This is a genomic window from Martinezella lusitana, assembly GCF_010668395.1.
Classification (GTDB): domain Bacteria; phylum Pseudomonadota; class Alphaproteobacteria; order Rhizobiales; family Rhizobiaceae; genus Rhizobium; species Rhizobium lusitanum_A.
The window spans coordinates 281,885-302,747 of sequence record NZ_WUEY01000007.1; the positions used below are offsets into that span (position 1 = coordinate 281,885).

Annotated in this window: 21 protein-coding genes and 1 tRNA gene; 12 read left to right on the top strand and 10 right to left on the bottom strand. The window is 59.0% G+C overall.

What is annotated here, in order from left to right; genetic code table 11:
- Nucleotides 1-49: 49 nt before the first annotated feature.
- The 5 genes from GR212_RS18375 to chvE form a co-directional block, all read right to left on the bottom strand.
- Entirely contained in the window at nucleotides 50-1,483 is a 1,434-nt protein-coding gene (locus GR212_RS18375; protein WP_163988052.1) for an aldehyde dehydrogenase family protein, read from the bottom strand.
- 66 nt (nucleotides 1,484-1,549) lie between these two features.
- Nucleotides 1,550-2,548, bottom strand: coding sequence for an AraD1 family protein (gene araD1 / locus GR212_RS18380; protein ID WP_163988107.1), 999 nt, complete (start codon nucleotides 2,546-2,548; stop codon nucleotides 1,550-1,552).
- Between the two features lie 117 nt (nucleotides 2,549-2,665).
- Nucleotides 2,666-3,874 carry a multiple monosaccharide ABC transporter permease gene (mmsB, locus tag GR212_RS18385; RefSeq protein ID WP_163988055.1) on the bottom strand — a complete coding sequence of 403 codons (1,209 nt, stop codon included), beginning with the start codon at nucleotides 3,872-3,874 and terminating at the stop codon, nucleotides 2,666-2,668.
- A complete protein-coding gene (mmsA, locus tag GR212_RS18390; RefSeq protein ID WP_163988057.1) occupies nucleotides 3,871-5,409 on the bottom strand; it encodes a multiple monosaccharide ABC transporter ATP-binding protein in 1,539 nt (512 codons plus the stop codon). Before mmsA ends, mmsB begins: the two co-directional genes overlap by 4 nt.
- 105 nt (nucleotides 5,410-5,514) lie before the next feature.
- Nucleotides 5,515-6,579, bottom strand: coding sequence for a multiple monosaccharide ABC transporter substrate-binding protein (gene chvE, locus GR212_RS18395; protein ID WP_163988059.1), 1,065 nt, complete (start codon nucleotides 6,577-6,579; stop codon nucleotides 5,515-5,517).
- 273 nt (nucleotides 6,580-6,852) lie between these two features.
- Between chvE and GR212_RS18400 the strand changes: the two genes are divergently transcribed.
- Both GR212_RS18400 and GR212_RS18405 read left to right on the top strand, forming a co-directional pair.
- Nucleotides 6,853-7,860 carry a LysR family transcriptional regulator gene (locus tag GR212_RS18400; protein ID WP_163988061.1) on the top strand — a complete coding sequence of 336 codons (1,008 nt, stop codon included), beginning with the start codon at nucleotides 6,853-6,855 and terminating at the stop codon, nucleotides 7,858-7,860.
- Between the two features lie 75 nt (nucleotides 7,861-7,935).
- Complete coding sequence (locus GR212_RS18405; RefSeq protein ID WP_163988063.1) at nucleotides 7,936-8,397, top strand: hypothetical protein; 462 nt, start codon at nucleotides 7,936-7,938, stop codon at nucleotides 8,395-8,397.
- Here GR212_RS18405 and GR212_RS18410 read toward each other — a convergent pair whose 3' ends face one another.
- Nucleotides 8,398-8,658 (bottom strand): hypothetical protein, encoded by a 261-nt coding sequence (locus tag GR212_RS18410; RefSeq protein WP_163988065.1) that lies wholly within the window; start codon nucleotides 8,656-8,658, stop codon nucleotides 8,398-8,400. It lies immediately after the preceding gene.
- A gap of 231 nt (nucleotides 8,659-8,889) precedes the next feature.
- Here GR212_RS18410 and iolG point away from each other — a divergent pair, with 231 nt between their 5' ends.
- From iolG to GR212_RS18430, 4 genes are all read left to right on the top strand, one after another.
- Nucleotides 8,890-9,882 (top strand): inositol 2-dehydrogenase, encoded by a 993-nt coding sequence (gene iolG / locus GR212_RS18415; protein WP_163988067.1) that lies wholly within the window; start codon nucleotides 8,890-8,892, stop codon nucleotides 9,880-9,882.
- Between the two features lie 215 nt (nucleotides 9,883-10,097).
- Nucleotides 10,098-10,412 carry an ArsR/SmtB family transcription factor gene (locus tag GR212_RS18420; protein ID WP_163988069.1) on the top strand — a complete coding sequence of 105 codons (315 nt, stop codon included), beginning with the start codon at nucleotides 10,098-10,100 and terminating at the stop codon, nucleotides 10,410-10,412.
- Nucleotides 10,409-10,768, top strand: coding sequence for an SRPBCC family protein (locus GR212_RS18425; RefSeq protein WP_163988070.1), 360 nt, complete (start codon nucleotides 10,409-10,411; stop codon nucleotides 10,766-10,768). Before GR212_RS18420 ends, GR212_RS18425 begins: the two co-directional genes overlap by 4 nt.
- Nucleotides 10,769-10,812: 44 nt before the next feature.
- Complete coding sequence (locus tag GR212_RS18430; protein WP_163988072.1) at nucleotides 10,813-11,436, top strand: ATP-dependent Clp protease proteolytic subunit; 624 nt, start codon at nucleotides 10,813-10,815, stop codon at nucleotides 11,434-11,436.
- Between the two features lie 69 nt (nucleotides 11,437-11,505).
- Here GR212_RS18430 and GR212_RS18435 read toward each other — a convergent pair whose 3' ends face one another.
- Nucleotides 11,506-12,747, bottom strand: a complete 1,242-nt coding sequence (locus GR212_RS18435) for an ROK family transcriptional regulator (protein WP_163988075.1) — start codon at nucleotides 12,745-12,747, stop codon at nucleotides 11,506-11,508.
- A gap of 223 nt (nucleotides 12,748-12,970) precedes the next feature.
- Here GR212_RS18435 and xylF point away from each other — a divergent pair, with 223 nt between their 5' ends.
- The 6 genes from xylF to GR212_RS18465 all read left to right on the top strand — a co-directional run bounded on the left by xylF (nucleotide 12,971) and on the right by GR212_RS18465 (nucleotide 17,263).
- On the top strand, nucleotides 12,971-14,011 hold the full coding sequence (xylF, locus tag GR212_RS18440; protein ID WP_163988076.1) for a D-xylose ABC transporter substrate-binding protein: 1,041 nt from the start codon (nucleotides 12,971-12,973) through the stop codon (nucleotides 14,009-14,011).
- Nucleotides 14,012-14,299: 288 nt separating this feature from the next.
- Nucleotides 14,300-15,628, top strand: a complete 1,329-nt coding sequence (locus tag GR212_RS18445; RefSeq protein ID WP_163988078.1) for a sugar ABC transporter permease — start codon at nucleotides 14,300-14,302, stop codon at nucleotides 15,626-15,628.
- A gap of 15 nt (nucleotides 15,629-15,643) precedes the next feature.
- Nucleotides 15,644-16,426, top strand: a complete 783-nt coding sequence (locus GR212_RS18450) for an ATP-binding cassette domain-containing protein (RefSeq protein WP_163988080.1) — start codon at nucleotides 15,644-15,646, stop codon at nucleotides 16,424-16,426.
- A 162-nt stretch (nucleotides 16,427-16,588) separates the two neighbouring features.
- Nucleotides 16,589-16,665, top strand: a tRNA-Arg gene (locus GR212_RS18455).
- A 53-nt stretch (nucleotides 16,666-16,718) separates the two neighbouring features.
- The gene (locus GR212_RS37725; protein WP_432444376.1) at nucleotides 16,719-16,928 is read left to right on the top strand and encodes an NAD(P)-binding domain-containing protein; all 210 of its coding nucleotides are present in this window, start codon (nucleotides 16,719-16,721) and stop codon (nucleotides 16,926-16,928) included.
- Nucleotides 16,925-17,263, top strand: coding sequence for a hypothetical protein (locus tag GR212_RS18465; RefSeq protein ID WP_163988084.1), 339 nt, complete (start codon nucleotides 16,925-16,927; stop codon nucleotides 17,261-17,263). Before GR212_RS37725 ends, GR212_RS18465 begins: the two co-directional genes overlap by 4 nt.
- 118 nt (nucleotides 17,264-17,381) lie before the next feature.
- Here the strand turns inward: GR212_RS18465 and GR212_RS18470 are convergent, their stop codons facing one another.
- From GR212_RS18470 to GR212_RS18485, 3 genes are all read right to left on the bottom strand, one after another.
- A complete protein-coding gene (locus GR212_RS18470; protein WP_163988086.1) occupies nucleotides 17,382-18,191 on the bottom strand; it encodes a Shedu anti-phage system protein SduA domain-containing protein in 810 nt (269 codons plus the stop codon).
- A gap of 668 nt (nucleotides 18,192-18,859) precedes the next feature.
- Nucleotides 18,860-20,389, bottom strand: a complete 1,530-nt coding sequence (locus GR212_RS18480; RefSeq protein WP_163988089.1) for a HEPN domain-containing protein — start codon at nucleotides 20,387-20,389, stop codon at nucleotides 18,860-18,862.
- A gap of 63 nt (nucleotides 20,390-20,452) precedes the next feature.
- Nucleotides 20,453-20,611, bottom strand: a complete 159-nt coding sequence (locus GR212_RS18485; protein WP_163988091.1) for a hypothetical protein — start codon at nucleotides 20,609-20,611, stop codon at nucleotides 20,453-20,455.
- Nucleotides 20,612-20,863: the final 252 nt, after the last annotated feature.

Genomic DNA, 20,863 nt, shown 5'->3' on the forward strand with positions numbered 1-20,863 from the left:
TTGCGTCGCCCGGGCCGCCTCGTTCGCGCCCGGGTCTTGAAGTAAGCGGTCAGGCCAGCGTGTAGGCGGTCTTGACCGTGGTGAAGAATTCGGCGGCGTACTTGCCCTGCTCGCGCGGACCGAAGGACGAGCCCTTGCGGCCACCGAACGGCACATGGAAATCGACGCCCGCCGTCGGCAGGTTGACCATAACCATGCCGGCTTCGGCATTGCGCTTGAAATGCGTCGCATGTTTCAGGCTTGTCGTGGCGATGCCGGAAGACAAGCCGAACGGCGTGTCGTTGGCGGTCGCCAGCGCCTCGTCGTAATCCTTCACCCGGATGACCGAGGCAACCGGCCCGAAGATCTCCTCGCGGCTGATGCGCATCTGGTTCGTCGCTTCGGTGAAGAGCGTCGGCTGCAGATAGAAGCCGGGCGTCTCGCGGCTGATGAGTTCGCCGCCGAAGGCAAGCTTGGCGCCTTCTTGGCGGCCGATCTCGATATAGTCGGTGTCGGTCTTCAGCTGCTTGGCATCGACGACCGGGCCGATATGGGTGCCGGCCTTGATGGCGTTGTCGACATTCAGCGTCTTCAGCTTTTCCGTCAGCGCTGCCACGAACTTGTCGTGGATGCCTTCGGTGACGATCAGGCGTGACGATGCCGTGCAGCGCTGGCCGGTCGAGAAGAAGGCGGAGTTTGCAGCAGCCTCAACGGCGACTGTAAGATCGGCGTCGTCAAGCACGACCATCGGGTTCTTGCCGCCCATTTCGAGCTGGTACTTGCGGCCATGCTCGACGGAGGAGAGCGCCACGCGCTTGCCGGTGCCGACCGAGCCCGTGAAGGTGAGGCCCGACAGAACCGGGCTGTCGAGCATCGCCTGGCCGACAACCGAGCCCTTGCCCATGACGAGATTCAACACGCCTTTCGGCAGGCCGGCCCGATGCAGGATATCGACGATCGCCCAGGAGCAGCCGGGCACCAGATCGGCCGGCTTGAAGACGATGGTGTTGCCGTAGCAGAGCGCCGGCGCGATCTTCCAGGCCGGAATGGCGATCGGAAAATTCCAGGGCGTGATGATGCCGATGACGCCAAGCGGCTCGCGGGTGATCTCGACGCCGATATTCGGACGCACGGAGGGAAGCACCTCGCCCGCAAGACGCAACGCCTCGCCGGCAAAGAAATCGAAGATCTGCGCGGCGCGGATGGTCTCGCCGATCGCCTCGGGCAGCGTCTTGCCCTCTTCGCGGGCGAGCAGCGCGCCGAGTTCGTCCTTACGCGCCAGGATCTCGTCGCTGGTCTTCCTCAGGATGGAATGACGCTCGAGAATGCCCGAACGAGACCAGGCCGGAAAGGCGGCCTTGGCGGCAGCGATGGCGTCGGCGACGTCCTGAACGCTGGCACTGGCATAAAGGCCGACGACCTCGTTGGTGTCAGACGGGTTGATGTTTTCGGCACCGGTCGAACCGGTCCACTCGCCGGCGATCAGATTCTGATGAATGGTCATGGCGTCATGCCTTCCTGGATCGTGTTGGAAACGCCCGGCCGGTCGTTTGCGGCCGAGCTCGACGAATTACAGCTGGCGAACAGCTACGGTCTCTTCGGCGGCAACCGCCAGCGGATTGCGCAGCGGCAGGCCGAATTCGGCAACTTCGATCTCGAACACATCGCCTGCTTCCGGCTTGATGCCTTCTGCGAAGGAGAGCGTCGCCGTGCCGAACATATGGACATGAACGTCGCCGGGGGTGCGGAACAGGCCGTATTTGAAGTGGTGATATTCGAGGTTTGCGAAGGTGTGCGACATGTTCGCCTCTCCCGACAGGAACGGCTTTTCGAAGATCACCTTGTCACCGCGCCTGATGCGCGACGTGCCGCGAATATCCTCCGGCGCCGCGCCGATGCGGATTTCCGGACCAAAGCTCGCGGGACGCAGCTTGGAATGCGCGAGATAGAGATAGTTGATCCGCTCGGTGACGTGATCGGAGAATTCGTTCGACAGCGCAAAGCCGATGCGGAACGGCGAGCCGTCCTTGGCGATAACATAGATGCCGGCCATCTCCGGCTCCTCACCGCCGTCGAGCGCGAAGGACGGCGACACTAGCGCCGCACCCGGGGCTGCGGCGCCGTAGCCGTTGCCCTTGTAGAACCATTCCGGCTGCACACCCTTTTCTCCATCCTTGGGCTTGCCGCCCTCGATGCCCATCCTGAACATCTTCATGGAGTCTGTCAGCGTCTCTTCGGCCGCTTCCGTCGTCTTCTTGTGCATGGAGTCGCGCGTGGCGGCAGAGCCGAGATGCGTCAGGCCCGTGCCCGTCAGATGCAGGTGCGCAGCGTCCGGATGGGTGATCGGCGGCAGGAAACGGCCTTCGGCATAGACCTTTTCAAGATCGACCACCTCGCCGAGACCATGCGCCTCGATGACGGATGCCAGCGACTTGCCGCTATCGGCGGCCTCCAGGGCAAGCTTGTAGACGCTGCCACCGTTGACGACGGCCTTGGCGATATCGCCGGGGCCGTTGCGGACGGCAACGACGATCTCGCCGTTCGAACCCTTGATCTGCGAGATGAGCATATATTTCATCCTTTCCTAACGGACAGAGATCGGATGCAGTTTGCCGTTCCGGCTCTCAGCGAGAGCCGGACTCTGTCATGGATTTGGTTTAAAAGCTTCGGCTGGTCGCTTGAGCGATCAGCCCTTGTTCTTGTTGTAGACGTCGATGAAGACGGCGGCGAGAAGGACCGCACCCTTGATCATCTTCTGGGAATCCGTCTGGTAGCCGAGGATCGACATGCCCTGGTTCAGGACACCCATGATAAGCGCGCCGATAACCGCACCGGTCACCTTGCCGACGCCGCCGGAGGCAGACGCGCCGCCGATGAAGCAGGCCGCGATCACGTCGAGCTCAAGACCGTCGCCGCCCTTGGCCGTTGCCGAGTTCAGGCGCGTGGCGATGATGATGCCGGCGATGCTGGCAAGAATGCCCATGTTGATGAAGGTGTAGAAGGTCAGACGGCGGGTATCGATACCGGAAAGCTTCGTGGCCTTCTCGTTGCCACCCATGGCATAGATGCGGCGGCCGATCGTGGTGCGCTGCGTGGCAAACGCATAAAGAGCGATCAGCAGCAGCATGAGGATCAGAACGTTCGGCAGGCCTCTGTAGGAGGAAATCTGGTAGCCGATGAAGATGGTCGCAGCCGCAACCACCAGATTCTGGCCGACAAAGAAGCTGAACGGCTCGACATCGATACCGTGCTTCTCGTTCACGCTGCGGCGACGCCACGACAGGAAGAACATCACGATCGGTATGGCGACGGTCAGCAGAATCGATGTCGAATGGATGCCGCCCATGTCCGCAAAATCGGGAATGAAGCCCGTTGCGACGATCTGGAACGCCGGCGGGAATGGACCGATGCTGCTGCCGTTGCCGGTCGTGTTGATGATGGCATAGGTCAGACCGCGGAAAACCAGCATGCCCGAGAGCGTGACGATGAATGACGGAATGCGGTGGTAGGCGATGAAGTATCCATGCCAGGCGCCGACCGCGGCCCCCATCAGAAGACAAATGACCGTGGCGAGCGCGAGATTCATGTGCATCTGCACGACCAGCACGCCGGCAACCGCACCGACGAAACCGACGACGGAGCCTACGGAGAGGTCGATGTGTCCGGCCACGATGACCAGCAGCATGCCGAGCGCCATGATGACGATGAACGAATTCTGCAGCACGATGTTGGTCAGGTTCTGTGGCCTGAACAGAACGCCGTTCGTGAGATACTGGAACAGCAGCATGATGACCACGAGCGCGATCAACATGCCGTATTCGCGAATATTGTTGCGGATATGGTCGCCTATGGAAACGACGTGGCTGCTTTCCGTGGCTGGGTTGGCCGAACTCATTGATGCTTCTCCCCTGAGCGCATGATAGCGCGCATGATGCTCTCCTGGCTCGCCTCTGCCTTTGGCAGTTCGGCGACGATGCGACCCTCGTTCATGACGTAGATGCGGTCGCAGGTGCCGAGAAGCTCGGGCATTTCCGATGAGATCATCAGAACGCCCTTTCCGTCGGCGGCAAGCTGGTTGATGATGGAATAGATTTCGTATTTTGCGCCGACATCGATGCCGCGCGTCGGCTCATCGAGGATGAGCACGTCGGGATCGGAGAACAGCCACTTCGACAGCACCACCTTCTGCTGGTTGCCGCCGGACAGGTTGCCCGCCTCCTGGAAGACGCCGGCCGAACGAATGCGCAGCTTGGCGCGATAGTTCGTCGCCACCTGCAGCTCACGCACGTCGTCGATGACGGTCGCCTTGGAAACGCCGAGCAGATTGGCGAGCGTCGTATTGTGCAGGATGCTGTTCGACAGAACCAGGCCGAGCTGCTTGCGGTCCTCCGTTACGTAGGCGAGACCGGCATCGATCGCCTTGCGCACCGTGCTGGTATCGACCGGCTTGCCTTCGAGGAAGACTTCGCCGCTGACCTTGTGGCCATAGGACTTGCCGAACACGCTCATGGCGAATTCCGTGCGTCCCGCACCCATCAGGCCGGCGATGCCGACCACTTCGCCCTTGCGCACATGGACGTTGATGTCGTGCAGGATTTGCCGGTCGCGATGCTGCTGGTGAAAGGCGTTCCAGTTCTTCACTTCGAAGATGGTCTCGCCGATCGGAACCGAGCGCGGCGGATAGCGGTCGGCCAGTTCGCGGCCCACCATGTTGCGAATGATGATGTCTTCGCTGATCTCTTCTTCATGACAGTTCAGCGTCTTCACCGTCATGCCGTCGCGCAGCACCGTGATCTCGTCGGCCACCTTGCGCACTTCGTTAAGCTTGTGCGTGATGATGATCGAGGTGATGCCCTGGTTGCGGAACTCGATGAGGAGATTGAGGAGCGCATCGGAATCGCTTTCGTTCAGCGATGCCGTCGGCTCGTCGAGAATGAGCAGCTTGACGCTCTTCGACAGGGCCTTGGCGATCTCGACGAGCTGCTGCTTGCCGATGCCGATGTCGGTGACGAGCGTGTTCGGAGATTCCTTAAGGCCTACCTTGGAAAGCAGCTGCTTGGTGCGGGTAAAGGTTTCCTGCCAATTGATCATGCCATTGGCGACGACCTCGTTGCCCAGGAAAATATTCTCGGCAATCGACAGCAGCGGCACGAGCGCCAGCTCCTGATGGATGATGATGATGCCGATTTCTTCGGAGTCCTTGATGGTCTTGAACTGGCGGACCGCGCCATCATAGTAGATGTCGCCGTCATAGCTGCCGGCCGGGTAGACGCCTGAAAGCACCTTCATCAGGGTGGACTTGCCGGCCCCATTTTCCCCGACCAAGGCATGGATTTCGCCCTGACGGACCTTCAGATTGACATTTTCCAAAGCGTTCACACCGGGGAACGATTTGGTGATGCTCCGCATTTCGAGGATGGTATTGTCCATTGTCCGTATCCAACGCCGCGACCGAACATAGCAGACCGCGCGATCGTCTTAAACATCAAAGCCAGGGCCCGCATTTCAGCAAGCCCTGGCCGCTATATTGGAAGATTACTTCAGCTGGTCAGCCTTGTAGTAACCGCCATCGACGAGGATCTTCTCGTAGTTGGTCTTGTCGACTGCGACCGGGGTCAGCAGGTAGGACGGGATGACCTTGACGCCGTTGTCGTAGGTCTTGGTGTCGTTGACTTCAGGCGTCTTGCCTTCCATCAGCGCGTTGACCATGTCGACGGTGACCTTTGCGAGGTCACGGGTGTCCTTGAAGATCGTGGAGTGCTGTTCGCCTGCGATGATGGACTTGACCGACGGAATTTCGGAGTCCTGGCCGGTAACGACCGGGAGCTTCACGCCGCCGGAGCCGTAGCCAACGCCCTTGAGCGAAGACAGGATACCGATCGACAGGCCGTCATACGGAGACAGCACTGCATCGACGTGAGCGTCGGTGTAGTAAGCCGAAAGCAGGTTATCCATGCGAGCCTGGGCCGTTGCCGGATCCCAACGCAGCGTGCCGACCTTGTCCATGCCCATCTGGCCGGACTTGACGACGAGCTTGCCGCTGTCGATGTAGGGCTTCAGAACCGACATTGCGCCGTCATAGAAGAAGAAGGCGTTGTTGTCGTCCGGAGAACCGCCGAACAGTTCGATGTTGAACGGGCCCTTGCCATCCTTGAGGCCGAGGGCGTCGACGATCGAGCCAGCCTGAAGAACGCCGACCTTGAAGTTGTCGAAGGTTGCGTAATAGTCGACGTTGCCGCTGTTGCGGATCAGACGGTCATAAGCGATGACCTTGATGCCGGCATCGTGAGCCTTCTGCAGAACGTCGGACAGCGTGGTGCCGTCGATCGAAGCGATAACGAGAACCTTGTCGCCCTTCGTGACCATGTTTTCGATCTGCGAAAGCTGGTTCGGAATGTCGTCGTCGCCATACTGCAGGTCGGTGCCGTAACCGGCAGCCTGGAGCTGCTTGACGATGTTGTTGCCGTCATCGATCCAGCGAGCCGAAGCCTTGGTCGGCATGGCGATACCGACAGTCCCCTTATCTGCCGCGAAGGCAGGTGCCACCAGCGTAGCGACGCCGAGCGCGGCGCCGGCCATCAATGAGATAATGGATTTCATTACTCTCTCCCTTGTTGTTAATATGACGGACGAAAAATGCCCGCCCGAAACTGCGGCAGGTTCCGTAGAAGGAATAGTTTACTTCTAATTGTGAGACACGAAGTAGGTCTCCTCCACGCTCTCACGGTTTATGAGCTGTACCCAGCGCACGATCGGCAAACTCGTACGATTTCGTATAACTGTCAAATAGAATAACTGGCAAAACACATACCAAGTTTGGTATAGCATTAAAAAATAGTACTTTTTTGCCGACGAACGGGAAATTTGGCCGCTATGGAGAAAATATATAACGATTATTTCAGCGAAGGCATTGAGATTCATTCCGACAATTTTCGCGACGACACGTTGCTGAAGGCCGGTTTGAAGCTCAATCATTTGCGCATGATCGTCACGATCGAGGACCACGGGCAAATATCCGCCGCCGCCGAGTCCATGAACATGTCACAACCTGCGGCTTCGCGCATGCTCTCCGAAATGGAGTCGATTGTCAAAAGCCCTCTTTACGAACGCGTCGCCAGAGGCGTCGTTCTCACTCCTTTCGGTCTTGCGCTAGCTAAGCGGGCACGCAAGATCCTGCTCGAGCTGCGAGAGGCGGGCCGCGAACTCGGCGCACTGCGCACCGGCAAGGGCGGCTCCGTCTTCCTGGGAGCGGTAACGGCCCCGGCGATCAGCCTGGTTGTACCGGCAATCCAGCGCGTGACGCGCACCTATCCCGGCATCGAGATCAATATCGAAGTCGAAAACAGCAATGTGCTGGCCCGGGAGCTTCTGGCGGCCCGCCACGATTTCATCATCAGCCGCATCCCCGACGATCTCGATCCGCGTCTGTTCACAGCCCATGAGATCGGCGTCGAGAAGGCATGCCTCGTCGTGCGCAACGGCCATCCGCTGCTTGCAAAGGGAGTGGCCGGACTGCACGACCTGGGCGGCTACGACTGGGTCTTCCAGCCGCCCGGCACCTTGCTGAGACGCAAGGTGGAAGACATCTTCCTCGCCGCGGGCGTGCCTCTGCCGGAGAATGTCGTCAACACCTCTTCGCTGCTGCTGACGCTTGCCGTCGTGTGCAAGACAGATGCGATCGCCCCCATCGCACTGGACATGGCGCAATTCATCTGCGGACAATCTTCCAGGGCCGGCGAATCCTGCATTCTGCCGATCGATTTCGATATCGACGTCAGGCCTTACAGCCTCATCACGGCCCGCGAGCGCGCCATGCCGCCGAGCGCCCGGCTGCTGCACGACATGATCCTGGAGGAAAGCCGCAACCTTTCACTGGCATAACAAGATGCCCGCGACGGCGGTGCGATAAGCTCCACGCCAACTTCCGCCCCTATGACGCTTGGCGTGGAGGCCAGCATGCTGTTCAGGCAATCATTGTTCCAATCCGTGCTCGATCGTCTCGATACGGAAGAAGACACTCCGGAAAAGGAAGAGGCTGCGCATCGCATTCGCGGCCTGAACGTCAGCTTTGCCGCAACGGTGCCCGGCGGCGAGACGCCCGAGGTCTACCGCCCCGACGAAGCCTATCGCGACAATCTCGGCGACCCGATCGTTCCGCCGGAACTTGAACCAGCGCCGCCGGAACCGGAGCCGCCGGTCATGCCGGAGCATCTCAGCCGAACCACAAGGCAAGAAGTGGCTGCGGAGCTGGCGATCACCTCCGATCATACGCGCGAAGCCCTGCAGGAAAAGCGCCGCAGCTTTGCCAAGGCCAATCATCCGGACAGCGTCGCCGCCCTCTTCCGCGAGCAGGCAACGACCCGAATGACGCTCGCCAATCAGTTGATCGACGAAGCCATTCGCCGCCTCAAGCGATGATTATTTTTTGTCGTCCGCCGGTGTATCGCTCTCATCCGCATCATCCTGCGGCGGAGCCTCGACATTTGCGGCAGGCGGTTGCGGCTTGAAATTCAACAGCAGCATCCAGGCAGAATAGGCGCCGAGCGCGCCGGAAAGCATGGCCCAAAAGGGCTGGGAACCAAGCGTTTCGACGGCTGCCCAGCCAAAGCAGACGGCCACGATAAGGATGCGCACCCAAAGCGGCTTGTAGATGGGATGGCTGGGATCGATCAGTTGCATGGGTCTCTTTTGCCTGTTCAAGAAGACTTGTCTTAGCGCATCCTCGGGAAAATAGTGAAGCGGTCTCGATAAAATAAGGTTTCGCGGACGGATTTCGGATAAGCGGATACCGGACCCAAGATTTTAAAAAATGTGAAGTCCAGGCGGCTTGACGCCACCATTAGAAAATGGAATGAAAATTCCATATAGTTTGCCATTCGGTTCATTTGTTCCGAATCCAGGGAGGTAAAAATGACTGTCAGATTTGGTCTGCTCGGCGCCGGACGCATCGGCAAGGTGCATGCGAAGGCCGTCAGCGGCGATGCCAACGCCAAGCTCGTCGCCGTTGCGGATGCGTTTCCGGCCGCAGCGGAAGCCATTTCCGCCGCCTATGGCTGCGAAGTCCGCACCATCGAGGCGATCGAAGCCGCCAAGGATATCGATGCCGTCGTGATCTGCACGCCGACCGATACCCATGCCGACCTCATCGAGCGCTTCTCCCGCGCCGGCAAGGCCGTCTTCTGCGAGAAGCCCATCGATCTCGACGCTGCCCGCGTCAAGGCCTGCATCAAGGTCGTCGAGGAAACCAAGGGCAAGCTGATGGTCGGCTTCAACCGCCGCTTCGACCCGCATTTCATGGCCGTCAAGAAGGCAATCGACGAAGGCCGCATCGGCACCGTCGAGATGGTGACGATCACCTCGCGCGATCCGGGCGCTCCGCCCGTCGATTACATCAAGCGCTCCGGCGGCATTTTCCGCGACATGACCATCCATGACTTCGACATGGCCCGTTTCCTGCTCGGCGAAGAGCCGGTGGCCGTGACGGCAACCGCTGCCGTACTGGTCGACAAGGCGATCGGCGAGGCCGGCGATTACGACAGCGTCTCCGTCATCCTACAGACGGCATCCGGCAAGCAGGCGATCATCTCCAACTCGCGCCGCGCCACCTATGGCTACGATCAGCGCATCGAGATCCACGGCTCGAAGGGCCTGGTATCGGCCGAAAACCAGCGCCCCTTCTCCATCGAAGTTGCCAATGGCGATGGCTACACCCGCCCGCCGCTGCATGATTTCTTCATGACGCGCTACACCGAAGCCTATGCCAACGAGATCGCAAGCTTCATCGCCGCGATCGAAAAGGGCGCCACCATCACGCCGTCGGGCGCAGATGGCCTTGCCGCGCTGAAGCTGGCGGATGCCGCCCTGCAGTCGGTCAAGGAAGGCCGGCTGGTCAAGATCGACTAAGCAGCCAACCGATCCCTCCAGGGGATAGGGTCCTCCCAAAAAGTCCGCCGCGAATCGCTTCGCGGCGGACTTTTTCTTTGGCCTCTCCGACGCGGGGCACAATCCCGGGTGCGGCAGGTGTTGGAGAGCCTGCCGCGGAAAGAGGATAGCCATCGACCAGGGGCTGACGGAGAAAGCTCTTGCGATTCACATAAGTCCATGCTTATCTGTTATTCATGATGGAGAATGAGATATTCCGGGCTTTGGCCGATCCGACCCGCCGCGCCATTTTTGAGAAGCTGGCTGCGGGCAGCATGAATGCCAGCGGATTGCGCGAAGGCATTGATATCAGCCAGCCGGCGATGTCCCAGCACCTTGCGGTCCTGCGCAGCGCCGGGCTGGTCAGGGAAGAACGGCAGGGGCGTTTCGTGAATTACGAGGTCGATCCGGAGGGACTGGCCCTCATCGCCCAATGGCTGGCGAAATACCGCGCCTACTGGCCCGCGCGGATCGAAGCTCTCAAGGTCTTGCTGAAGGATATGGATCAATGAACGACGTGAAGATCCCCGCGCGGACAAACGGCATCGAACTCGAATACGACCTCGACGAGCCGCCGCAAAAGGTCTGGCGCGCGGTCAGCACCCCCGAGCTTCGGGAAAACTGGCTGCCGAAGGACGCTTTGGCCGATCCCGAGGCGGTATCGGTCATGCCGGGCAAAGAGGTCCGCTACCGGCTGCGCGATGATGCGCCGCCATTTCTCGAAAGCACCGTGACGTTCCGGATAGCCCCCAACGCAAGCGGCGGCACGCGCCTGCGGATTATCCACGAGCTGGACGATGCGCGGCTTCGCGAGGCTGAAAAGGCCGCGGCGAACAATAACGGCTTTGTCGTCATGCGCGCCGCCTGACGCGCCGAACCGATCAACACCCTCAAGAACATTGGAGTTCGCCGATGCGCGAAGCGATGCAACTCGTCCCTATGGTCGTGGAACAATCCAGCAGAGGAGAGCGGTCTTTCGACATCTATTCCCGTCTGCTCCGCGAAAGAATCATCTTCCTGAACGGCGAGGTGAACGATACCGTCTCGGCGCTCGTTTGCGCACAACTGCTGTTTCTCGAGGCGGAAAGCCCCAAGAAGCCGATCAGCCTCTACGTCAATTCACCGGGCGGTCTCGTCACCAGCGGCTTCGCCATGTACGACACCATGCGCTACATCCGCGCGCCGGTGCACACACTCTGCATGGGGACCGCCCGTTCGATGGGGTCGTTCCTGCTGATGGCTGGGGAACCCGGCCAACGAGCCGCTTTGCCCAACGCCAATATCCTGATCCATCAGCCCCTGGGCGGCTTCCAGGGCCAGGCATCCGACATACTCATCCATGCCGAGGAAATCAAACGCACCAAGCATCGCATGACACGGCTCTACGCCGAACATTGCGGCCGGTCCTATGAGGAATTCGAACGCGCCATGGACCGCGACCACTTCATGACGGCGGAAGAGGCGCTGGAATGGGGTCTCATAGACCGTATTCTGCATGTTCGCGAAGAAGATCGGCTTTTGGATCCGGCGGATTGATTTCACCGGCAACGGCGGCAAGCCCTGAAGTTGCCGGCCATGCGCATGGCGGCGACTTGCCTTTGCCGCTCAGACGGCCTGGTCGCGCAATTCCACGACCGAAGCCCCTCTCCTGACGATGTCATTGTCGATGATCGAAAGCGCCCGGTTCAAATGCCCTTCGAAAACAAGGGTCGGTTCGTCGACGATGACACGCAGCTCCGGCATGCCCTCCATGCGCACGACATGCGATTCCGCCAGGCCTTCCGTTATGCCCTCGATCAAAAGATCGTAGTAGCGCACGCCTGGACCGGTGATGACGATCGGCATCCGTTCGTGCAGGCTCAAAACCCGCGAGAGGCCATTGCCGAGCGCCAGACCCGCGTGACGAAAGGCGAGCACATTGCGCCGCCCGCCATTCCGCGCACTCGCCGCGATCTTGTCGAGCTCGGCGATCGGGACGAACTTCGCCGGGATCGTGTCGAGCGGCACGTCGAAAGCCGTCCGCAGCATCGCGTAGAAACCGGCATAGGCCTCGATGCAGCCCCGTGCCCCGCAACGGCAAAGGCCGCCGCCGGGCACATGCATCATGTGTCCGAAATTCGGCGCCGATATCTGATGATTGCCCTCATGGTCCCGGCGCACGATGCCAAGTCCGATACTATGGCCAAGCGATAGGGCCGCCATCGCGCGGAAATCGCGGCCCCTGGTCATTTCCTCCTGCCGCCCGAGGGCTGCGGCAACGAGCAGGGTTTCGTTGCCGAGAATGATCTTTGCCGGCCACTCGTCGCGAAACACGGCGGCGAAATCGATTTCGTCACGCCCGAAGATCGGCGACCAACGCAGCACCGGCTCCGAAGCGTCGACGATCCCCTTGCTGCTGATCGAGATCATCAGCACCTTGTCGCGCGACAATTGCGAGCGGGTGACGATCCGGTTCAGCGCGTCGCGCATTCCAGCCACGAAGCGATCGACGCCCGCGACATTCTGCTGCCTGTCCTCGACAAACCGGTCGATCAGGCGACCGGTATAATCCACCAGGGAATATTGCACGGCATCCGACGAGATGACGACGACGATCAGATAGCCGCAATCGCGCCGCTGCGAAAACAGCACGCGCGGCCGCCCGCGCCCGCTGGCGGCCTGCTGCTCGGCCTTTTCGATGATCTGAGCCCGCTCCAGATCGGCGGTTATGACCGATACGGTCGCGGATGAAAGCTTCGTGAAATCAGAGAGTTCCGTGTGAGCAAGCGGACCGTGCCGACGCAGCGCCGACAGGACCAAAGCGCTGTTCCTTTGACGGACCAATTCGGTGCTCGATTTGGCCACCATAGGCAAGCTCCCCACTCATTCAACCCTCCTCCTCCGCAGCTCCTAATAGCTCTTTTCGGATGACCAATGAAAGCTGTTAGTGCGGGTGTTGACAGTTGAAAAAATCTCTGACACTAAATTTCTCGACTGTCGAGAAAAAAATCAAAACCTTTTCTTGTCAGCATTTTCGCCGCGGCCGACGGGAGTTCAGGTACGTGCGGTCGCATTTAATCGGGAGGATCACATGAAAGCTTTCATCAAGCTGGCCGCGGGCGCGGCCATCGTTTTGACCATGCAGACGGCTGCCTTCGCCAAGGATCTCGTCGTCGGCGTTTCCTGGTCGAACTTCCAGGAAGAGCGCTGGAAAACGGATGAAGCAGCCATCAAGAAGGCGCTCGCAGCCGCCGGCGCCAAGTACATTTCCGCCGACGCCCAGTCGTCCGCTTCCAAGCAGCTGACCGACGTCGAGTCGCTGATTTCGCAGGGCGCCAATGCCCTCATCATCCTCGCACAGGATTCCGATGCCATCGGCCCGGCCGTTGAAAAGGCCGCCGACGAAGGCATTCCGGTTGTCGGCTACGACCGCCTGATCGAAAATCCGGCCGCCTTCTACATCACCTTCGACAACAAGGAAGTGGGCCGCATGCAGGCTCGCGAAGTGCTGAAGGCAAAGCCGGAAGGCAACTACGTCTTCATCAAGGGCTCGTCGTCGGACCCGAATGCCGACTTCCTCTTCTCCGGCCAGCTGGAAGTGCTCAAGCCCTCCATCGACGCCGGCAAGATCAAGAACGTCGGCGAAGCCTATACCGATGGCTGGCTGCCGCAGAACGCACAGCGCAACATGGAGCAGTTCCTGACCGCCAACAACAACAAGGTTGACGCGGTCGTAGCCTCCAACGACGGCACCGCAGGCGGCGCAGTCGCAGCCCTCGACGCCCAGGGTCTGGCCGGTTCCGTACCGGTTTCCGGCCAGGACGCCGACAAGGCAGCCCTGAACCGCATCGCACTTGGCACGCAAACCGTTTCCATCTGGAAAGACTCGCGTGAACTCGGCAAGCGCGCTGCGGAAATCGCCCTCGATCTCGCCAACGGCAAGACGATGGATCAGGTCAGCGGCGTGCAGACCTTCAACGGCGGCCCGAAGCATGTGCCGATGAAGTCGGTCTTCCTGACCCCGATCGCTATCACCAAGGACAACCTGAACGTCGTCATCGACGCCGGCTGGATCTCCAAGGCTGAAGCTTGCCAGGGCGTCAAGGCCGGCGCAGTCGCAGCCTGCAAATAAGCCGTCCTTGAACGGCTGACCAATCGAAATACCCGACGCCGCAGCGGCATTCCGTTGCGGCGTCGAATGCGGACTAGGGGCCGACAACTCTCCCTTGCAGTTGGAGACGAAGCTTCCCGCAGCGTGCTGTGCCATCGCATACCCCTTGGCTTGCCGGATGGCGGCCACCGGGACCGGACGAAGACCGGCGGACAGGCGATGACACATTGTTTTGAGATTGGCGCGATTGCGGGCGATGGCCCAGAATGCATCGCAGGTCGCGCCCGATAGAGGGAGAACGGCAAAGCGATGGCCGACATGACACAGTCCACAACATCGAGCGGTCCCCGCAATGCAGATGCCGGTGCGATCACCCGCTTTCTGCGTGCAACCGAAATCGATACCCGCTTGCTCGGCATGATCGGAGCGCTGCTGATCATCTGGATCGGCTTCGATCTTTACCTGCGGATATTCGATGGCCGCGAATTCCTGACGGCCAGAAACCTTTGGAACCTATCGGTGCAGACCTGCGAAATCGCGGTCCTGGCCACCGGCATGGTGTTGGTCATCGTCACGCGCAACATCGATCTGTCGGTCGGCTCGCTGCTCGGTTTCGTCGCCATGATCATGGGCGTCATTCAGGCCAAGTGGCTGCCGCAATATCTCGGCTTCGACAGCTCCTGGACGTGGATCATCACGCTCATCTGCGGCCTCGCGATCGGCACGGCCATTGGCGCCTTCCAGGGCGCGATCACCGCCTTCATGAACGTCCCCTCCTTCATCGTCACGCTCGGCGGTCTTCTCGTCTGGCGCGGCCTTGCCTGGTACGTCACCAGCGGCCAGACCGTTGCGCCGATGGATTCCACCTTCGTCATCATGGGCGGCAGCGGCGCAACCGGCTCCATCGGGGCCACCTGGAGCTGGGTCGTCGGCATCCTCGCCTGCCTGCTGATCATCGCCGGGATCGTCGGCTCGCGCCGCCAGAGAAAGCGCTTCGGCTTTCCGCGCCGTCCACTCTGGGCGGAATATTTCCTGGCCGGCCTCGGCTCAGCGCTGGTGCTCGGCACCATCTACCTCTTCAACAACTACTACTGGCCTGTCGGCATCGCCAAGCGATACGCGACGGAACACAATATTGCCTGGCCGGAAACCGGCCTCGACATTCCCTACGGCATTGCCGTTCCGGTTCTCATCGCCGTTCTTATCGGCATCGTGATGACCTTCATCGCCACGCGGCTGCGCTTCGGCCGCTATGTCTTCGCGATCGGCGGCAACCCGGAAGCCGCGGAGCTCGCCGGCATCAAGACCCGCTGGGTCATCGTGAAGATCTTCGCGCTGATGGGCTTCCTCGCCGCCGTCGCCGCCGCGATCTCGACGGCGCGCCTGAACTCGGCCGTCAACTCGCAGGGCACCACCTACGAACTCTTCACCATCGCCGCCGCCGTCATCGGCGGCACGTCGCTTGCCGGTGGTAGCGGCACGGTCGCCGGCGCCATGCTCGGTGCGCTGGTCATGCAATCGCTGCAATCGGGCATGGGCCTCGCAAATGTCGATACGCCAATTCAAAACGTCGTCGTGGGCATCGTCCTGGTGGTCGCCGTCTGGCTCGACATCGTCTATCGCTCGCGCGCCAAGTAAAAGGAATTCTGAACCATGACGGATCAAACCACTCCGCTTGTGGAAATGAAGAACATTTCCATCTCCTTCGGCGGCATCCATGCGGTCGACAACGCCTCGGTCGATCTATACCCCGGCGAAGTCGTGGCGCTGCTGGGCCACAATGGCGCCGGCAAATCGACGCTGATCAAGATCCTCTCCGGCGCCTACAAGCGCGACAGCGGCGATATTCTCATCAACGGCGAGCCCGCCGATATCCGCAGCCCGCGCGACGCGAAGAAATACGGCATCGAGACGATCTACCAGACGCTTGCCGTCGCCGACAATGTCGACGCCGCCGCCAATCTCTATCTCGGCCGCGAGCTGCAAACCCGCTGGGGCACGCTCGACGATGTCGCCATGGAAGCCAAGGCCCGCGAGGTCATGGGGCGCCTTAACCCCAACTTCAAGCGCTTCAAGGAGCCGGTGAAGGCGCTATCGGGCGGCCAGCGCCAGTCGGTCGCCATCGCGCGCGCCATTCTGTTCGATGCCCGCATCCTGATCATGGACGAGCCGACCGCGGCTCTCGGCCCCCAGGAGACGGCGCAGGTCGGCGAGCTGATCAAGCAGCTGAAGAAGGAAGGCATCGGCATCTTCCTCATCAGCCACGATATCCACGACGTCTTCGATCTCGCCGACCGCGTCTCGGTCATGAAGAACGGCCAGGTCGTCGGCCATGCCCGCACCGAAGATGTCACGAAGGACGAAGTCCTCGGCATGATCATCCTCGGCAAGGTCCCCCCGAAGGCCACCCCCGGCCCCGGCGCCATGCGGGAATAAGCCAACACGGCCGATGAAAAACGAGGCCGCGCTCAAAGAATTCCGCGGCCTCCCCCCTCCAAAACGTCCGATCTGCGCTTTCCTCAATTTTACACATTGAAGCCTGACGCTTCCTAGGCTAAGAACCAGCCATCGGACAGGCGATTCAAACCGCCATGGCATGCACCCGTAGCTCAGCTGGATAGAGTGTTGGATTCCGATTCCAAAGGTCACAGGTTCGAATCCTGTCGGGTGCGCCACTACTCTCATTCTGCATCGCCACATAAGCGCTCATTGAACTGATTAGGCCGCCTTGGTTTGCGCCGGAATCCGTTGGTTTGCTACCTTTGTTGCGGTAGGTGTGCGCCTAACGCCAAAACGGACAGCGACGGCTAAGCTAGGTGGCCACGTCCTTCCATCGGAACTGGCCGAGGCTCTAAAGGCCGATGTCGTCATTCTGGCGGTTCCCTTCTCGGTAACCGAGGACGTGCTTCGAAAGAAAAGCATTGGTCAGGCCGGGTGATCGTCGATGCATCCAACGTCATCGATTTTCCGTCATTCAAGCCGAACGATCTCGGTGGTAAGCCCTCGACCGCAGTCGTTGCAGAACACGCGCCTGGAGCGTCAGTCGTAACAGGGTTCAATCATCTAGGCGCAAACATTCTCACCCGCGACGCCGACGATGGTCGGAAATACGGGGCAAGAACTTTGTTCATCTCCGGTAACCAGGGTCAGGCTAAGGAGATAGTCGCAAACCTCATGCAAAAAATGGGGTTTGCGGTAATTGATGTCGGCACGCTATCCGGCGGTGGATTGCTCTACCAGTTCGGTGGCCCCTTTCCGCCCACAGCCTGGTGATGCAGGAACAGACCAACGGGGCAAACGGCCCCGATCTGGTTGAGAGCTGAAAAAGACTGGGCGGTGGCGTGGCCGTTGCCCATTTCACTCGCAATCCTCGAATGTGACGGTCTCTCCACTATTTGCCGCCTCCGGCCCTCAGTAGTCCGCCTATCTTGGCAAACACTTCGTCAAACGTGATGATCTGAACATTGTTGAGACCCGACCTGATCAGCTCAAAGCTATTCTCTTTGCAATCGTTATCAAGCGTTTCGCGGTTTCCGATAATCAAAACCGCATTAATGCTGGTAAGTTTTGGTCGAGGATCACGTTTGCGGCTCAGGTGCTCAAACTCGCTTTGCGCCAAACGAATGTAGTGAAGGCTTTGCACGATTGACCCGCCCAATTCGGCTGAAGGCCGATGGCACTGGTTTCGGTACTTACTGCCCAAAAGCGCCGCCTTTGGGGTTTTAATCTCCACGATCGTCAGCCTATGATAGGTGCTGGGAACATACGCGAAGTCGGCTTTGCCGCCATTTTGATCGCGGTCGTCCTTGCCCCCGACCAGCACCTTTCGTCCGAACTGCAGATAGTCTCCTGGAAGCAATGTCGCCAAGACATGCGGGTTTTCTTCCAGAAAGGTTTGCCAAATATCTTCGTTGTCGCAGTCTTTATTCGATTCCCAAAAGCTTAGAGGCCGCTTGAACAGCTTCGTGAACTCAGACTCTACTGCCGACAGGGGGCGAGTCTTGATCAAGCCAATCTCATGCTTTGCTTTCAATGTTCGCAAAGACTTTGCGGAAAATTCGGAGAAACGGCTGTCCATCAGGCGATGGTGATCTGGACATACGACAAGGATATCGTTCAAATCCAGCGAATCGCGTCCTGGCCGTCGTACGATGCGAGCGATTTCCAGATAGGGGTGGCCTTCAGTGGTAACGAATGACACTTGGCATCCCGGAAAACAGCACTTGTGCCCTGCTTGATTTAGCGCTGCGTTTCTAAGAGCCGCGTCCATTTCCAATCCCCTATCCCAAATGTCCCAAAGGCGATGTCAAAGCCTATCGCCGATGATCAAGGCAGCTTGAAATTAAATAATCGCAAACGCTCGGGTTGTATCTGCCTTTCCGTTTGCAGATGTCTTCACGATGGCATTTTACGGTTCTGCGCTTCGCGGTACCTGCCGGGGTCTCGAACGATGGTGAGTTCTGGCGTACCAGATAGGATGTGGCACCTGTTTCAATCCGCAGGACGGCTCCGGGTTGATTGATGCAAGCAAAACAACAGGGAATGGCAGGTGCGCAACACTGACGGCCAGGAGCAGACTGCGGCTTTGAAGAGACAATCGGTGTGAACGATCCCGGCCGCGATGCGCAAGGCTGCCGTCCACGGCATCGGGGTCACCCTGCTGTCAAAGCCCGACGCTTTATCGTACCTTGAGAGCGGAATACCGATGCAGCTGATCCCCAGTTGGTACGTTAATGCGAGACCGATATCGCTCTACTTCTCGAACCGAAGCCTGCCACCAGCGAAAACCCGTGCGTTCATTGATTTTGCCGTCGAGGTTTTTGCTCGGAAAGATTTCCTGAACGATTCGCTGGAAGCCTCGGATAACGCTCATCGATCGATTTTCCGGGCGATCCATTGCCGCAGGACCTTCCACCTTGATCGCTTCGGAGTTACGTCCCCAAGAACGTCGCCGACCGGTTGGGAAGCACCCTGTTTGATATTCGGCAAGCAGGCCATGACCGCCAGAAAGCACCGCACATAGGCCCGCCTGACCGCGTTGATGTCGATTGAAATATCGCTTGTTCCCTCGTGCACGACCTGGCCGCGATACTCCATCAATTTCTGGACTTCACGGACAAAATCGGAGTGGTCGGGGTCGTTTGCGAGACATAGAGGGACGCGCCTTGCAATACGGTTCTTCACGCCTCCGCGCTGATAACCGTCGGTAAGAAGGGTCTCAAAGGCTATTGCAATCGAGACAACTGCTTCGTCCGTGTTGATCGCGCTCCGAAACGACTTGTGAAAATAACTGACGGAAAGAAAAACCTTTCGCAAGACCCTCGCGCGAGTTGATGTTTTCTCGCCTAAAACCCACTCGCTCAAATAGCCAGCTTCGAGCGCCCCGAGCCCGTGCTGTATCTGCGACAGAATTGCCTGCTTTTCAGGATCCGACCAAGACGATGGATCGATATCGATATTCATTTCAGCGAGTGAAACGAGATCTGAGCGTGACACATTCATCGGAGTGCGAAGAGGGTCGAGTTCCGGCTTGGCTTCGTTTGCTTCGAACACGACATAATGGTTGAAATCGAGCGTCTCATAATTGTTCGTCCGCGCGGTACTCAGATTACGGGATTCCCGGTTGGTTCGGTCGGTCTGCCCCAACGTCGCAAGCATCTGCACGAGAGCGGTCGCCAGTTGCAACTTCACCATGATTACGAATTGATTTTCGTAAAACCCACTCGTCGTGCTGCTCATCTTCAGCGCAAGGAGTGGGTTTTTCGTAGTCCATGCGAAATGTTCCCGCATGAACTCCGACCGCAGTGATCCAGGCAAGGGATGTGAAATCCCGAAAGCTAACCGTGCTCGATCGAGGAACGCCAATGTGCGTTCAACGTTGTTTGTCTGGGCGGAAAGAAAGACACCTGCCTCACGAAGATCGACGTCAGGAATTGTCAATTTCATCAGTCCTGCAAGCCCGAAGCCTTGGATACCGAACGAGTGGATTGGGTAAAGAACAAAACCAGTATTGTGCAGCTTCCTTACCAACACGAAGTCGAAGAACTCTTTTACAATGTCTCCCCCCGTCGATTTCGATGCGAGGTAGAATAGAATGCGATCCACCGTCCCCGAACTGAGAAAGACATCATGAGCCCACAAAACCTTCATCAACTCGATGCGCGTCCCTGCAAGCAGCTTTTCAACTCGCAAGTATTCTTTATTCGCCGCTATAGCTGACCGGTTTGCTCCAGGAGCTTCGGCCACTTCACCGGCGGTTACAAATTTGTCGATAAAATCGTCAAAATCGGAGTGCGATTGTAGAAATGTCTGATTGCGTCGAGAGTAGCCTTCAAGAGGCGATACAGCCTGCCGGTCAATTTGTGCGACGAGGAGATTAGTCTCAAGAATTTCTACCATTGGACAACCTGATTTTCAGGTCCTTGTAAGAGGCGCAGATGGCGTTTCTGTCAATTGTCTGCGTCAATTTATTCGTTCATTGATTGCAGGTTGCCAAAGTGATGCCGTGCGTCGGTCGTTAGCAAAGCTCCAAAGCGGCGACAACAGCTCTTCTGGCCGCTGTTCCTGGATGACATGGCCGACGCCCGAAATCTCTCCGCCGGATAACATATTGATTTTCATTTGAATTCTCTGTTGAGGGTCGTTCGCAGGCGCAAATCTACGCGGGCCAATCACAACCGCTGATCAACTCGCCTTGGTTTGCGCCAGAATCGACTGGTTTGTTACAAATACCGCGATAGCTCTGCTGTTGGTTTCCACGCAGAACTGAGCCGGTTAGGCACATAATTTCCATTGAGAATTGAGCCATGTGAACCTTCCCCAACGCGTAGAGCGACGGGGGCAACGGAGTGATCCACATGGGACTTTTAAACA

What these genes read in the sequence shown, in the direction of transcription:
- GR212_RS18375 (WP_163988052.1), bottom strand. Translation starts at nt 1,483, where the DNA reads ATGACCATTCATCAGAATCTGATCGCCGGCGAGTGGACCGGTTCGACC.
- araD1 (WP_163988107.1), bottom strand. Translation starts at nt 2,548, where the DNA reads ATGCTCATCTCGCAGATCAAGGGTTCGAACGGCGAGATCGTCGTTGCC.
- mmsB (WP_163988055.1), bottom strand. Translation starts at nt 3,874, where the DNA reads ATGAGTTCGGCCAACCCAGCCACGGAAAGCAGCCACGTCGTTTCCATA.
- mmsA (WP_163988057.1), bottom strand. Translation starts at nt 5,409, where the DNA reads ATGGACAATACCATCCTCGAAATGCGGAGCATCACCAAATCGTTCCCC.
- chvE (WP_163988059.1), bottom strand. Translation starts at nt 6,579, where the DNA reads ATGAAATCCATTATCTCATTGATGGCCGGCGCCGCGCTCGGCGTCGCT.
- GR212_RS18400 (WP_163988061.1), top strand. Translation starts at nt 6,853, where the DNA reads ATGGAGAAAATATATAACGATTATTTCAGCGAAGGCATTGAGATTCAT.
- GR212_RS18405 (WP_163988063.1), top strand. Translation starts at nt 7,936, where the DNA reads ATGCTGTTCAGGCAATCATTGTTCCAATCCGTGCTCGATCGTCTCGAT.
- GR212_RS18410 (WP_163988065.1), bottom strand. Translation starts at nt 8,658, where the DNA reads ATGCAACTGATCGATCCCAGCCATCCCATCTACAAGCCGCTTTGGGTG.
- iolG (WP_163988067.1), top strand. Translation starts at nt 8,890, where the DNA reads ATGACTGTCAGATTTGGTCTGCTCGGCGCCGGACGCATCGGCAAGGTG.
- GR212_RS18420 (WP_163988069.1), top strand. Translation starts at nt 10,098, where the DNA reads ATGATGGAGAATGAGATATTCCGGGCTTTGGCCGATCCGACCCGCCGC.
- GR212_RS18425 (WP_163988070.1), top strand. Translation starts at nt 10,409, where the DNA reads ATGAACGACGTGAAGATCCCCGCGCGGACAAACGGCATCGAACTCGAA.
- GR212_RS18430 (WP_163988072.1), top strand. Translation starts at nt 10,813, where the DNA reads ATGCGCGAAGCGATGCAACTCGTCCCTATGGTCGTGGAACAATCCAGC.
- GR212_RS18435 (WP_163988075.1), bottom strand. Translation starts at nt 12,747, where the DNA reads ATGGTGGCCAAATCGAGCACCGAATTGGTCCGTCAAAGGAACAGCGCT.
- xylF (WP_163988076.1), top strand. Translation starts at nt 12,971, where the DNA reads ATGAAAGCTTTCATCAAGCTGGCCGCGGGCGCGGCCATCGTTTTGACC.
- GR212_RS18445 (WP_163988078.1), top strand. Translation starts at nt 14,300, where the DNA reads ATGGCCGACATGACACAGTCCACAACATCGAGCGGTCCCCGCAATGCA.
- GR212_RS18450 (WP_163988080.1), top strand. Translation starts at nt 15,644, where the DNA reads ATGACGGATCAAACCACTCCGCTTGTGGAAATGAAGAACATTTCCATC.
- GR212_RS18480 (WP_163988089.1), bottom strand. Translation starts at nt 20,389, where the DNA reads ATGGTAGAAATTCTTGAGACTAATCTCCTCGTCGCACAAATTGACCGG.
- GR212_RS18485 (WP_163988091.1), bottom strand. Translation starts at nt 20,611, where the DNA reads ATGAAAATCAATATGTTATCCGGCGGAGAGATTTCGGGCGTCGGCCAT.